Source organism: Neisseria sp. 83E34 (genome assembly GCF_001308015.1).
GTDB lineage: Bacteria > Pseudomonadota > Gammaproteobacteria > Burkholderiales > Neisseriaceae > Neisseria.
The window spans coordinates 1-13,414 of sequence record NZ_LGYH01000016.1 but is presented as its reverse complement, the minus strand read 5'-3'; the positions used below and the strand labels follow the sequence as shown (position 1 = coordinate 13,414).

Sequence of the window (13,414 nt, the reverse complement as noted above, 5' to 3'; positions counted from 1 at the left end):
TTTGACGAGCTGAGCATCCCTGATCACAGCACCTTATGCCGCTACCGCAACTGGCTGGCATCAGACAACACCCTAGCCGAATTACTGGATCTTATTAACCGTCAACTGACTGAGAAGGGCTTAAAAGCCGCCAATGCCCATGAGTGCAAACACCTGCTGCCTTGTTGGGAAGACCTGGCCAAAGGCACCACCGTTTATGCCGATAAAGGCTACGACAGTATGGAAAACCGGCAACATCTGAAAGAACGTCGGCTGTAGGACGGCATGATGTGCAAATCCCATCGCAACCGGCCGTTGACGGAAGTGCAGATCAAGCGATGTGTTTGAACCTGTTGAAAGTAGCCAACAGGCTAAGTGCGCCTGTTGTTGCCTGAAAGGCAGCCCAGATACCCGATTAATCGGGTATTTGAGGAGAATAAAGGGAATATTGGAATAGAAAACAGCCGAAATCCGGTGTTTGAAGTCCGACTGTTAAATAAAGAGTTATTTTGCAAAGGTCTCTGCCTGTCTGAAAATTTTTCAGACAGGCATTTTACAATCTTCGGTTTATTGCACTTTAATCACACCGCTCAGCATCCGACACAACTTTTTCCAGCCGTACAAATTTTTAGCAAAATTAAATCCGCATAAATTATTATGCGGATTCGTATTTGGTGGGCCCGGTCGGGTTCGAACCGACGACCAAGGGATTATGAGTCCCCTGCTCTAACCCCTGAGCTACAGGCCCGGCTAGAGAAAGCATGTATTGTATAACACAATATTTGCTTCAGACAAGAAGCGAGCGAAGTTTTCAATAAAACCGTGAAAATTAAACTCATACAATGCGAGGCAAAACGGCACGAAATATAGCAGAACTCTTGAACCGATTCACATAATGCCTGCCTGAAAACCACTCTTTCAGACAGGCATTTCCATAACTACAATCATCTACATGTCATACCAGGCAAGTTTAAGTATGGCAAACATACTATTTTTAATCTTCATTTGCTGCAACAACACGATACCGTTACCGTTTTTGGCTATTCCGCGATAGCACAAAACAAAACACCCGGTTTGATGAGCCGGGTGTTTTATTCAGTTTTTCAGACAGGCATTTAAACCTTGCTGAAAATCAATGTAGCATTTGTACCGCCGAAACCAAAGCTGTTAGACATCACAGCATCCAGCTTCATCTGCTTATTCTCACGCAAAATAGGCAGATCGGCCGCCTCTTCATCAATATTCTGAATATTGGCGCTGGCGCATACAAAATCATTCTGCATCATCAAAATGGAATAAATTGCTTCATTAGAGCCCGCCGCGCCAAGTGCATGGCCGGAAAGGGATTTGGTAGAGCTGATAAAAGGCACATCTTTGCCGTGAAACACCTTACGGATGGCTTCCAGCTCTTTGGTGTCGCCCACCGGTGTGGAGGTACCGTGCGCATTGATGTAGTCTACCTTACCGCCGTGTTGTGCCAAAGCCATTTCCATACAGCGTACCGCACCTTCGCCTGAAGGCTGTACCATGTCATAGCCGTCGGAAGTAGCGCCATAACCGGTGATTTCACACAAAATCTTGGCGCCGCGCGCTTTAGCGTGATCGTATTCTTCCAACACCAAGATGCTGCCGCCGCCGGAAATCACGAACCCATCGCGGTCGGCATCATAGGCTCGGCTGGCAGTTTGAGGCGCATCATTGTATTTGCTCGACATGGCGCCCATCGCATCAAACAGCATACTCATCTGCCACGATACTTCTTCACCGCCGCCGGCAAATACGATATCTTGCTTGCCCAATTGAATCAGCTCGGCCGCATTGCCGATACAATGCGCACTGGTCGAACACGCGGAGCTGATGGAATAGTTGACGCCTTTAATTCGATAGTGCGTAGCCAAACAAGCGGAAACGGTAGAAGCCATGGTTTTGGTTACGCCGTACGGGCCGATGCGCTTCACACCTTTTTCACGCAAAACATCAGCAGCTTCAACCTGAGCCGAAGAAGAAGCGCCGCCACTGCCGGCCACAATGCCCGTGCGTGGATTAGACACCATTTCCGGAGTCAAACCGGCATTCTCAATAGCTTCTTTCATGGCTATATAAGTAAAAGCGGCAGCATCACCCATAAAACGTATGGCTTTTCGATCGATATGCTCTTTGGTGTCGATTTTAATGTTGCCCGCAACATTTGAGCGCAAACCCATTTCCTGATAAACGGGATCAAATTCAATGCCTGATTTTAAGTTCTTGAGTGATTCAAGCACTTCTTGGCAGTTGTTACCCAAGCTCGACACGATGCCGATGCCGGTTACCACTACTCGTTTCATGCTACATCTCCAAATAATAAAGCGAATAAGGTTTTGAATTTTCAGATTAAAGCAAACATACAGCCTATTGCTTAGAAATCGTCGGTGCTGGTAAACAAGCCAACACGCAAGCCGTTGCCTTCATAGATTTTTTTACCGTCTACACTCATTTCGGCATCGGCAATGCCCAGCACCAACTTACTGTTCATTACACGCTTCATGTGGATGTGGTAAGTGATTTTTTTGTGTTTCGGCAAAACCTGCCCGCTGAATTTAACTTCGCCGCAACCCAATGCACGTCCGCGACCGGGCGCGCCGCTCCAACCTAAGAAAAAGCCGACCAGCTGCCACATCGCATCCAAGCCCAAACAACCCGGCATTACGGGGTCGCCTTGAAAGTGGCAATCAAAAAACCATAAATCGGGATGGATATCCAACTCAGCAATAATTTCGCCTTTGCCGTATTTGCCGCCGTCTTTAGTAATGCTTACAATTCGATCAATCATCAGCATATTGGGCAATGGAAGCTGGGCGTTGCCGGGACCGAACAGGTTGCCCTTCCCGCATTCGAGTAATTCTTCTTTGGTATAGCTGTTTTGAGGAACAAACTGGGTCATGTTAATCCTTGAAATGATAACGATATGACTAAAACTAAGGTTAGTTTTATACTTTAATTTATAGATTAAGAAGTGAATAATTCTACTGTTGGCTTTGTAACAACGTCAAGAAGCGTACCGTCTGTTTTGCAGCAACTTACTTTTCTATATCATTCGAATCCGCTTCAATTTTACTGAAATTCAATTCAACATATCCAAACAACATCATTAAAGGTTTTACTTCTCAGACAAACATTTCATCTGTTTGAGAAACAAACAGCTTTGCTACCGGTTAACGGAGCGAAACAATTTACACCGCCGCCTAAAATTTCTGTAAAATCGTGCCCTCGCTGAAAACCAGACCGAAACAAAAGCAAACAAATTTTAAGTTTTAGCAAATCGGCCATAGCGGCAGACTCAACACATGCTCAGGCCGCAATTTTATTTATATCCCGATTTAATTCGGATACTTCAAATTTTTAATCATCCTGAATTAAGGAGCTTCACATCATGAATGATAAATTGATTCTTGTATTAAACTGCGGCAGCTCTTCACTGAAAGGCGCCGTGTTGAATAACGCAAACGGCGATGTGCTGCTGAGCTGCTTGGGCGAAAAACTGGGCTTGGAAGATGCTTACATCACATTTAAAGCCAACGGTGAAAAGCACAAAGTATCTCTGGAAGGCCGCACCGACCACACCGGCGCCGTAGAAGCTTTGATGGAAGAACTCAAATCCCGCGGTCTGGACAGCAACATCGCCGCAATCGGTCACCGCGTAGTGAGCGGGGGTGAAACATACAGCGAATCTATTTTAATTGATGAAAAAGTGATTGCCGGTATCGAAAAATGCATTCCGTTGGCACCGCTGCACAATCCGGCCAACCTGCTCGGTATCCGCGCTGCGCAAAACATTTTCAAAGGTCTGCCGAATGTGGCCGTGTTCGATACTGCGTTCCACCAAACCCTGCCCGCCCATGCCTACACTTACGCCTTGCCCCGCGAACTTTACCGCAAATACGGCTTACGCCGTTATGGTTTCCATGGCACCAGCTACCGCTTCGTAGCTGATGAAGCCGCCCGCTTTTTAGGCAAAGACAAAAACACTCTGCGCATGGTTATCGCCCACTTGGGTAACGGTGCGTCGATTACTGCGGTTGCCAACGGCAAATCCGTTGACACCAGCATGGGCCTGACTCCGCTGGAAGGTTTGGTAATGGGCACCCGCAGCGGCGATGTGGACGCTAGCGTATTCTCTTTCCTAGCTGAAAATGCCGGCATGGATATTGCCCAAGTTACCGATTTGCTCAACAAAAAATCCGGCCTGCTCGGCATTTCCGAAATTTCGAGCGACTGCCGCACGATTGAAGAAGAAGCGGCCAAAGGTCAAGAAGGCGCAGTTTTAGCCTTGGAAATTTTTGCCTACCGCTTGGCAAAATATGTAGGCAGCATGGCTGTGGCGGCAGGCGGTATTGATGTGTTGGCGTTTACCGGCGGCATCGGTGAAAATTCCGACATCATCCGTGAAAAAGTGCTGGGCTATGTTGCGTTCTTAGGCTTCAAACTGGATAAAGAAGCCAATCTGCAAGCGCGCTTCGGTAACGCCGGTGTGATCACAACAGCCGACAGCGCTGCGGTAGCAGTGGTGATTCCGACCAACGAAGAGCTGATGATAGCTCAAGATACGGCAAGACTTTCAGGTTTATAGGCTCTCTACCACCCGATTGAATGCCTGTCTGAAAGACTTTTTCAGACAGGCATTCTTATATCATTTCGCCACTTACCCGCCATCTTGTATAAATATCTGAATGTTGTTTTCTATAGCCGTATATTGAATTGGGAACCAAACACTTAGCCACATTTAAATATTGTCAACAATTACATATTGTTTCAACGCCTGTCTAAAAGCATTCAGACAGGCATTTATCAATTCATTAACATAAAAATCAATTAGTTAAAAAATAGTTTATTACGCCCCTCATTTTGCAAACGTTGACTTAACTATAAATTTTCAGTATAAATCTTAACCTTTGGTATCAAAATTCCAAAAATCAAGCCGGAAAGCATGGTTTGTGTTACCCGAATAGTTATCTTTATGGAAAAAATTCCAATAAGAATCAATTTGATAAAACATACAACCTCCCATTTCCGACTCCGATAAACACAACCTTCATCAAGAGGTACATTATGAATCCGATGTACATTACCTTCGGGGTGTATCTGGTCGCCGTATTACTGATCGGTTTGGCCGCCTATTTCTCTACTCGCAACTTCGACGATTATATTTTGGGCGGCAGAAGCTTGGGCCCGTTCGTAACCGCCATGTCTGCGGGAGCTTCCGATATGTCGGGCTGGCTCTTGATGGGCTTGCCCGGTGCGATTTATGCTGCGGGCTTGAGCGAAGCCTGGATCGCCATCGGCCTGACGATAGGTGCATGGCTTAACTGGCTCTTGGTATCGGGTCGTTTACGCGTGCACACCGAATACAACAACAATGCCTTAACTCTGCCCGATTATTTTCATAACCGTTTCGGCGCGCAAGGTCGGGCGATTAAGGTGATTTCCGCTACCATTATCTTGTTTTTCTTCACGATTTATTGTGCATCGGGCGTAGTAGCAGGAGCACGCTTGTTCCAAAGCCTGTTTGGCGGCATGACTTACCAGCAAGCCATCTGGCTGGGTGCGGGCGCAACCATTGCCTATACCTTTATCGGCGGCTTCCTTGCAGTAAGCTGGACGGACACTGTGCAGGCCACATTGATGATTTTTGCGCTGATTCTGACACCGGTTATGGTTTATCTGGCTTTAGGCGGCGCAAACGAAGTAAATGCCGCCATCGCAGCCGCCACACAATCCAGCGGCCAGGTATACAACAGCCTGCTTACCGGCACGACATTTATCGGCATCATTTCCACCGCCGCCTGGGGCTTGGGCTATTTCGGCCAACCGCATATTCTGGCGCGCTTTATGGCAGCTGAAAATGTGAAGTCGCTCGCCAGCGCACGCCGTATCGGGATGACTTGGATGATTCTGTGTTTGGCCGGCGCCGTAGCCGTTGGTTATTTCGGTATCGCTTACTTTGGCGCGCACCCCGACCACGCTGGTTCGATGGGCGGTAATAATGAACGCATATTCATCGCCTTAGCGACTATCCTGTTCAACCCCTGGGTTGCCGGCGTGATTCTTTCCGCTATTTTGGCGGCGGTAATGTCCACCTTATCTTGTCAGCTTTTGGTTTGCTCGAGTGCGATTACCGAAGATTTCTACAAAGGTTTCTTACGCCCTGCCGCGGCTCAGAAAGAGTTGGTTTGGGTTGGCCGCATTATGGTGCTGGCAGTTGCCGTGATTGCGATTTTGATTGCGGCGAATCCCGAGAGCAAAGTTTTGGGCTTGGTTTCTTACGCTTGGGCAGGTTTTGGCGCGGCATTCGGCCCTGTGGTGATTTTGTCTGTATTCTGGAAACGTATGACCGCTTCCGGCGCACTAGCAGGCATGATTGCCGGAGCGCTGACTGTAGTGGTTTGGGCAGAATGGGTAAAAAAACCCGCTTTAGCCCTGAAAGAAAGCGGCTGGACCACTATTTACGAAATCGTACCCGGCTTTATCGTATGCTGGCTGGTAATTATGCTTGTGTCTTTAATGAGCAAAGCGCCGAGCCGCGAAGTTCAGGAGCGTTTTGAAAAAGCGGATGCGGATTACCAAGCGGCAAAATAATTAAAACCCGTTTGCCAGGCCTGTCTGAACGTTTTCAGACAGGCCTTTTATTTCACTTGTTTCAAAACAAAGGGCTCAAGATGCCTGTCTGAAACCTCGAACACCTATTCTTTACACCGGCTATGCCGAACGAAACGGAATTTTCAGGAAAACAAAGCCTGTTTTAACTGTTCGTGATTAAGCCGCTTACCCAGCAACAGCACCGTCATATTCAGGCCTATTTTTAAGCTGATTCCCGATATAGCTTATCTATCGTTTTGCTTTCCGTTAATTTTTGCAGTTTTCAGACAAGCATTAACATGTATTTAAGTAAATTACGGCAACATAGTTTAACATTCATCCCTTTGGCAGAGTTTCCCGTTTGCGCTGCTCAAACGGTATGCCGCACCCAATACTCCGCCATTTCACATTCAAACACACACCACCGAATCATTTATTAAGAAGGGAAATTAGTGAAAAATAAAATTGTTCATTTTTTCAGCTTGGAGCCCGCTGCCGGCATCATGTTGATGATAGCCGCCGTATTGGGCATTATTGCCGCCAACTCGGCTTTGTCCGAACACTATTTCGGCATATTGGGTGCTTATGTTGGCGGAATGAGCGTATCACATTGGATTAACGACGGGCTGATGGCAGTGTTTTTCCTGTTTGTCGGCCTGGAAGTGAAACGCGAATTGCTGCAGGGCGAGCTGGACACCAACGCCAAAAGAATCCTACCCGGCCTCGCAGCATTTGGCGGGTTGGTTTTGCCAGCGCTGATTTACGCTTTATTCAACAGCCATAACCCTGAAACCATACGCGGCTGGGCAGTGCCGGCGGCAACGGATATTGCGTTTGCTTTGGGCGTGTTGGCGCTGCTGGGCAACCGCGTACCGGCCTCATTGAAAATTTTCCTCACCGCTCTGGCAATTATGGATGACCTCGCCGTTATCGTGGTCATCGCACTTTTCTACACAGAAAGCATTAATTTCCTTTATCTGATTTTGGCCGGTATCACATTGGCCGCCCTATTCGCGCTAAACAAAAAAGGCATCTTGAAAACCTCGCCTTATTTGCTTTTGGGCTTTCTACTTTGGTTTTTCGTATTGAAAACAGGCATTCACGCTACGTTGGCCGGTGTATTGCTGGCTTTTGCCATTCCCTTGCGCGTGCCCGACAGCATCGAAGAAGCGCCTTTGCTGACTTGGGAGCATGCGTTGGAAAACCCGGTGGCGTTTTTCGTGGTGCCGGTATTCGGCTTCGCCAATGCTGGCGTGTCTTTTGCCGGGCTGGATTTTTCGGTGTTGTTTGAACCCGTGGTGCTGGGCATCGCAGCAGGTTTGTTTGTCGGTAAACAGGTAGGCATCTTCGGCGTGGTTTGGGCCACCGTGAAAATGGGCTGGACAAGCTTGCCTGAAAATGCAAGCTGGCTGCAAGTTTACGGCGTGGCATTATTGTGCGGTATCGGCTTTACCATGAGCCTGTTTATCAGCCTGCTCGCCTTTACCCAACCCGCCATTCAGGATTACAGTAAAGTCGGCGTATTCTTAGGCTCTATTTTCGCCGGCGTGGCAGGCTATCTGGTTTTGCGTTATGCAGGCAAACACGATGCCGCCTAATGCTTTGATTAATAACAACAGATAAGAAAAAGGGTTGCCCTGATATCAGGATCAACCCTTTTTCTTATTGGCCATTCAATTTCAGACAGGCCTCAGATGCCTGTCTGAAAACAAAACCAATTTTCTTATCGATTCAACAGCGCTTTTGCGCCGGCATCAGCAATGCTTTCATCTTCATCCACCGTGCCGCCGCTCACGCCCACGCTGCCGACTATGGTGCCTTTTTTATCAGTCAACAGCACGCCGCCGGCAAAAATCACCAAACCGTCGTTAGTGGTTTCGATACCGTAAAGCGGCTGACCGGGCTGTGCGGCTTTGCCTAACGCGCGGGTAGACATATTGAAATAACGCGCCGTGCGTGCTTTGCGTTCCGCAATATCAATGCTGCCCAAAAAAGCATCGTCCATACGTGCAAACGCTTTTAAGTTTCCACCTGCATCTACAACCGCCACATTCACGGGCACTTTCATCGCTTCCGCTTTTTTCACTGCCGCCTGCACCACCGATTGCGCCTGCGAAAGCGTAATATCGCCCGGCAATGTTTTTACTGCTTCCGCAGAAACAGAAAAGCTGGCAGCCAAACAAACCAATGCCGCTAAATTTTTAGCATAACGCATATTTTTCTCCTTATTTCTCGTCAATATAATGAACTGCTTAATATCGCGTGAAAAACACCGCACGCAATCTTACTCCGTACTATATTCCATCTTAGCGCTTTATTTTATTATCATAAATTTAACATTTTTATACATCTCAAGCCAAGAAGTAATATTAAGCACAACTCAACGTTTTCATACCGAAAAGTATAAAGCCTTTAAACAATAAAACCATCAACCTTTCACATCAGCTCAACTATCTTTCAAAAAAATAGCATCCGACGCAATATTACATAGGCTTTTACTGTTAAAATTGCGCCGTTCTGTTGCAATCTATTCTAAACAAAACAAGCAACCGAACCATGCCGTTTCCGATAACAAATAAACCCGCCTGCTTCCTGCCCGGATTTTCAGACAGGCATACCATTCCTTATCTGTTTGTTAACACTTACTTAACCTTATCCTAAACTTCAGGAGAAATTCATGTTCGCTTTCGCCCGCACCCAATCCGACTTGCGCAACCTCATCACTGCCGCCTACCGCCGCGATGAAACCGAAGCCGTGCAAGACATGCTTCAATGTGCCCAAATGTCGCCCGAAGAACAAAGTGCCGCCGATTCCCTCGCCCGCCGCCTGGTTACACAAGTGCGTGAAAACCGAAAAAAATCATCCGGCGTTGACGCTTTAATGCATGAATTTTCCCTTTCCAGCGAAGAAGGCGTGGCGCTGATGTGCCTGGCCGAGGCCTTGCTGCGCATTCCCGACAACGCCACCCGCAACAAACTGATTCAAGACAAACTTGCCGACGGTAATTGGAAAAGCCATCTCAACCAAAGCCCGTCTCTATTTGTGAACGCCGCTGCATGGGGTTTGCTGATTACCGGCAAGCTTACCGCCCCGTCAAGCGAACAAAGCTTGAGCGCGGCACTCACGCGCATGCTGGGCAAAGGCGGCGAACCTTTGATCAGAAAAGGTGTGGATTACGCCATGCGTATGCTGGGCAAGCAGTTTGTTACCGGGCAGACTATTGAAGAAGCGCTAGCAAACGGCAAAGAGCGCGAAAAACTCGGCTACCGTTTCTCGTTCGACATGCTCGGCGAAGCCGCGATGACCCAAGCCGATGCCGACCGCTACTATCAGGATTATGTAAACGCAATCCACGCTATCGGCAAAGATGCCGCCAATGCAGGCGTGTATGAAGGCAACGGCATTTCGGTAAAACTATCTGCCATACATCCGCGCTATGTGCGCGCCCAACACGAACGCGTCATGACCGAACTGTTGCCGCGCCTGAAAAACCTGTTCCTGCTCGCCAAACAATACAATATCGGCCTGAACATCGACGCCGAAGAAGCCAACCGCTTGGAGCTGTCGCTCGATTTAATGGAAGCGCTGGTATCAGATCCCGATTTGGCTGGCTTCAACGGCATCGGCTTTGTGGTACAGGCTTATCAGAAGCGCTGCCCGTTTGTGATTGATTATTTAATCGACCTCGCCCGCCGCAGCAATCAGAAACTCATGATACGCTTGGTAAAAGGCGCATATTGGGATAGCGAAATCAAATGGGCGCAGGTAGACGGCATGAACGGCTATCCTGTTTACACCCGCAAAGTGCATACCGATATTTCCTATTTAGCTTGTGCGCGCAAACTCTTGGCGGCACAAGATGCCGTGTTCCCGCAATTCGCCACCCACAATGCTTACACACTTTCCGCTATTTATCAGATGGGCGAAGGCAAAGATTTTGAATTCCAATGCCTGCACGGCATGGGCGAAACGCTTTATGACCAAGTAGTCGGCACACAAAACCTAGGCCGCCGCGTGCGCATTTACGCACCGGTGGGTACTCACGAAACACTGCTGGCTTATCTGGTGCGCCGCCTGTTGGAAAACGGTGCGAACTCATCATTTGTTAATCAGATTGTCGATGAAAAAATCAGCGTTGACGAGCTGATCCAGAGCCCACTCGAAACCATCGCCCAACAAGGCATCCGCCTGCACAGCGCATTACCGCTGCCGCGCAACCTCTACGGTACCGATCGCCTGAATTCTTTAGGTGTCGATTTAAGCAACGAAGCCGTGTTGCAGCAATTGGAAGCCGATATGACTGCTGCAGCCCAACAAAGTTTTCAGACAGGCTCTTTAATCAACGGCCAAACCCGTGCCGCAGCTGCGCCGCACGAAGTTCGTAACCCCGCCGACCACAACGACATCGTGGGCACCGCTGCCTTTGCCGATGCCGAGTTGGCGAAAGAAGCCGTTGGTGCAGCTGTTGCCGCACAAGCCGCATGGCGCAACACACCTGCGGCCGAACGCGCAACCATTCTGCGCCGCTTCTCCGACCTACTAGAAGCACACACGCCCACCTTAATGATGTTGGCCGTGCGTGAAGCCGGCAAAACCCTGCAAAACGCCATCGCCGAAGTGCGCGAAGCCGTAGATTTCTGCCGCTACTATGCTAATGAAGCCGAGCAAACTTTACCCGAAGGCAGTCTCGGCGTCGGCACCATCGTGGCCATCAGCCCGTGGAATTTCCCGCTCGCCATCTTTACCGGCGAGGTGGTGGCCGCATTGGCTGCCGGCAATACCGTGGTTGCCAAACCCGCCGAACAAACCAGCCTGATTGCCCATTATGCCGTGCGCCTTATGCATCAGGCGGGCGTGCCTACCGAAGCCCTGCATTTGGTGCTGGGCGCCGGCGATGTGGGCGCCGCGCTCACCCAAGACCCGCACATAGACGGCGTAATTTTTACCGGTTCTACCGAAGTGGCGCGCCTGATCAATCAAACCCTGGCCAAACGCAGCGACAACCCCGTATTGATTGCCGAAACCGGCGGCCAAAACGCCATGATTGTCGATTCCACCGCGCTGGCCGAACAAGTGTGCGCAGATGTATTAAGTTCGGCATTCGACAGCGCCGGCCAACGCTGCTCCGCCCTTCGTATTCTTTGCATACAGGAAGATGTGGCCGACCATATGGTTCAGATGATTAAAGGTGCAATGAACGAATTACGCGTCGGTAATCCCGTACGGCTGGAAACAGACATCGGCCCGGTCATTGACGCCGAAGCACAGCAAAATCTGCAAAAACACATCGACAAAATGAAAGGCTCAGCGAAAGCCTTCCATCAAATATGCCTGTCTGAAAACGCAGATAACGCTACCTTTATCGCGCCTGTGATGTTTGAACTGAATAACCTTACCGACTTGCAGCGTGAAGTGTTCGGCCCCGTATTGCATATTGTGCGTTACCGTGCCGATGAGCTTGACAAGCTGATCGATCAAATCAACAGCAAAGGTTACGCACTCACCCACGGTATCCACAGCCGCATCGATAACACGGTCGAGCATATTCAAAGCCGCATCGAAGCAGGCAATATCTATGTCAACCGCAACATCGTCGGCGCCGTGGTCGGCGTGCAACCCTTCGGCGGACACCGACTTTCCGGCACAGGCCCCAAAGCCGGCGGCCCTTTTTACCTACAACGCCTAAGCAACTTAAATACCTGGCGCATCCCGCAGCTGAGCCGCATCGGCCAGGCCGACGAACAAGCTTTAACCACGTTGCAGACTGTACTGCAACAACTACCCCTTCCACAAAGCGAAAAACTAACGCTGGCAGGTACACTCGGTCAAGCACGCATCCAAACTTTGCGCTATGCCGAACAAGTATTGCCCGGCCCCACCGGCGAACGAAACGTATTAAGCTGGCGCGCACCCAAATATGTATGGCTTTACGGCGGTAACTTGGCTAGCGCATTCTCTGCTCTGGTTTCCTTGGCAGCTAACGGTATCACCACCATCATCACACCAGACCATCCTCTTGCAGAACATGTCCAGCCTTTAAACGGCTTGCTGCAAATCAGCAGCCATCCCGAATCACTCGGTATCAGCTACGTTACCGCGCTAGAACCACTACCGAAAACCATTAAAGAGACATTGGCACAAAGCGACGGCCCACTAATACGCATTTTACCTTCCGAAAACGGTTTGGATATTCTGCAAATATTTGAAGAAATAGCTTGCAGCACCAACACCACCGCCGCAGGCGGCAATGCCAGCCTAATGGCAATGGCAGATATGTAAATCCGATATCAAAACTTACCCTTGCAACAGAAAATGCCTGAGACCTTTGTAAAATAACTTTTTATTTAACAGTCGGACTTCAAACACCGGATTTCGGCTGTTTTCTATTCCAATATTCCCTTTATTCTCCTCAAATACCCGATTAATCGGGTATCTGGGCTGCCTTTCAGGCAACAACAGGCGCACTTAGCCTGTTGGCTACTTTCAACAGGTTCAAACACATCGCTTGATCTGCACTTCCGTCAACGGCCGGTTGCGATGGGATTTGCACATCATGCCGTCCTACAGCCGACGTTCTTTCAGATGTTGCCGGTTTTCCATACTGTCGTAGCCTTTATCGGCATAAACGGTGGTGCCTTTGGCCAGGTCTTCCCAACAAGGCAGCAGGTGTTTGCACTCATGGGCATTGGCGGCTTTTAAGCCCTTCTCAGTCAGTTGACGGTTAATAAGATCCAGTAATTCGGCTAGGGTGTTGTCTGATGCCAGCCAGTTGCGGTAGCGGCATAAGGTGCTGTGATCAGGGATGCTCAGCTCGTCAAA

General features: G+C 49.1%; 7 protein-coding genes, 1 tRNA gene and 2 pseudogenes. 5 read left to right on the top strand and 5 right to left on the bottom strand.

All coding sequences use genetic code 11. The annotated features are described in order from the left end of the window. A pseudogene (locus tag AKG09_RS11200) lies at positions 1-318 on the top strand (transposase); the annotation flags it as partial. A 333-nt stretch (positions 319-651) separates the two neighbouring features. On the opposite strand, the gene AKG09_RS11195 reads toward AKG09_RS11200, so the two are convergent. From AKG09_RS11195 to fabA, 3 genes are all read right to left on the bottom strand, one after another. Then, positions 652-727, bottom strand: a tRNA-Ile gene (locus AKG09_RS11195). A 367-nt stretch (positions 728-1,094) separates the two neighbouring features. Beyond that, positions 1,095-2,306 carry a beta-ketoacyl-ACP synthase I gene (fabB, locus tag AKG09_RS11190; RefSeq protein WP_054619522.1) on the bottom strand — a complete coding sequence of 404 codons (1,212 nt, stop codon included), beginning with the start codon at positions 2,304-2,306 and terminating at the stop codon, positions 1,095-1,097. Positions 2,307-2,377: 71 nt separating this feature from the next. Beyond that, positions 2,378-2,902 (bottom strand): 3-hydroxyacyl-[acyl-carrier-protein] dehydratase FabA, encoded by a 525-nt coding sequence (fabA, locus tag AKG09_RS11185; RefSeq protein WP_009116932.1) that lies wholly within the window; start codon positions 2,900-2,902, stop codon positions 2,378-2,380. Between the two features lie 489 nt (positions 2,903-3,391). Between fabA and AKG09_RS11180 the strand changes: the two genes are divergently transcribed. The 3 genes from AKG09_RS11180 (at position 3,392) to nhaA (ending at position 8,192) form a co-directional block, all read left to right on the top strand. Further along, positions 3,392-4,588, top strand: a complete 1,197-nt coding sequence (locus AKG09_RS11180; RefSeq protein ID WP_054619521.1) for an acetate kinase — start codon at positions 3,392-3,394, stop codon at positions 4,586-4,588. A gap of 479 nt (positions 4,589-5,067) precedes the next feature. After that, on the top strand, positions 5,068-6,594 hold the full coding sequence (gene putP / locus AKG09_RS11175) for a sodium/proline symporter PutP (RefSeq protein WP_054619520.1): 1,527 nt from the start codon (positions 5,068-5,070) through the stop codon (positions 6,592-6,594). A gap of 452 nt (positions 6,595-7,046) precedes the next feature. Continuing rightward, positions 7,047-8,192: a Na+/H+ antiporter NhaA gene (nhaA, locus tag AKG09_RS11170; protein WP_082392025.1), complete on the top strand. Its 1,146-nt coding sequence runs from the start codon at positions 7,047-7,049 to the stop codon at positions 8,190-8,192. A gap of 125 nt (positions 8,193-8,317) precedes the next feature. Here the strand turns inward: nhaA and AKG09_RS11165 are convergent, their stop codons facing one another. Beyond that, on the bottom strand, positions 8,318-8,809 hold the full coding sequence (locus AKG09_RS11165; protein ID WP_054619519.1) for a heme-binding protein: 492 nt from the start codon (positions 8,807-8,809) through the stop codon (positions 8,318-8,320). 462 nt (positions 8,810-9,271) lie between these two features. Between AKG09_RS11165 and putA the strand changes: the two genes are divergently transcribed. Then, positions 9,272-12,874 carry a bifunctional proline dehydrogenase/L-glutamate gamma-semialdehyde dehydrogenase PutA gene (gene putA / locus AKG09_RS11160; protein ID WP_054619518.1) on the top strand — a complete coding sequence of 1,201 codons (3,603 nt, stop codon included), beginning with the start codon at positions 9,272-9,274 and terminating at the stop codon, positions 12,872-12,874. 222 nt (positions 12,875-13,096) lie between these two features. On the opposite strand, the pseudogene AKG09_RS11155 reads toward putA, so the two are convergent. After that, positions 13,097-13,414 (bottom strand): annotated as a pseudogene (locus AKG09_RS11155) (transposase); the annotation flags it as partial.

Excerpts from the sequence above, each read along its gene's own strand:
- fabB (WP_054619522.1), bottom strand. The coding sequence starts at position 2,306 with ATGAAACGAGTAGTGGTAACCGGCATCGGCATCGTGTCGAGCTTGGGT.
- fabA (WP_009116932.1), bottom strand. The coding sequence starts at position 2,902 with ATGACCCAGTTTGTTCCTCAAAACAGCTATACCAAAGAAGAATTACTC.
- AKG09_RS11180 (WP_054619521.1), top strand. The coding sequence starts at position 3,392 with ATGAATGATAAATTGATTCTTGTATTAAACTGCGGCAGCTCTTCACTG.
- putP (WP_054619520.1), top strand. The coding sequence starts at position 5,068 with ATGAATCCGATGTACATTACCTTCGGGGTGTATCTGGTCGCCGTATTA.
- AKG09_RS11165 (WP_054619519.1), bottom strand. The coding sequence starts at position 8,809 with ATGCGTTATGCTAAAAATTTAGCGGCATTGGTTTGTTTGGCTGCCAGC.
- putA (WP_054619518.1), top strand. The coding sequence starts at position 9,272 with ATGTTCGCTTTCGCCCGCACCCAATCCGACTTGCGCAACCTCATCACT.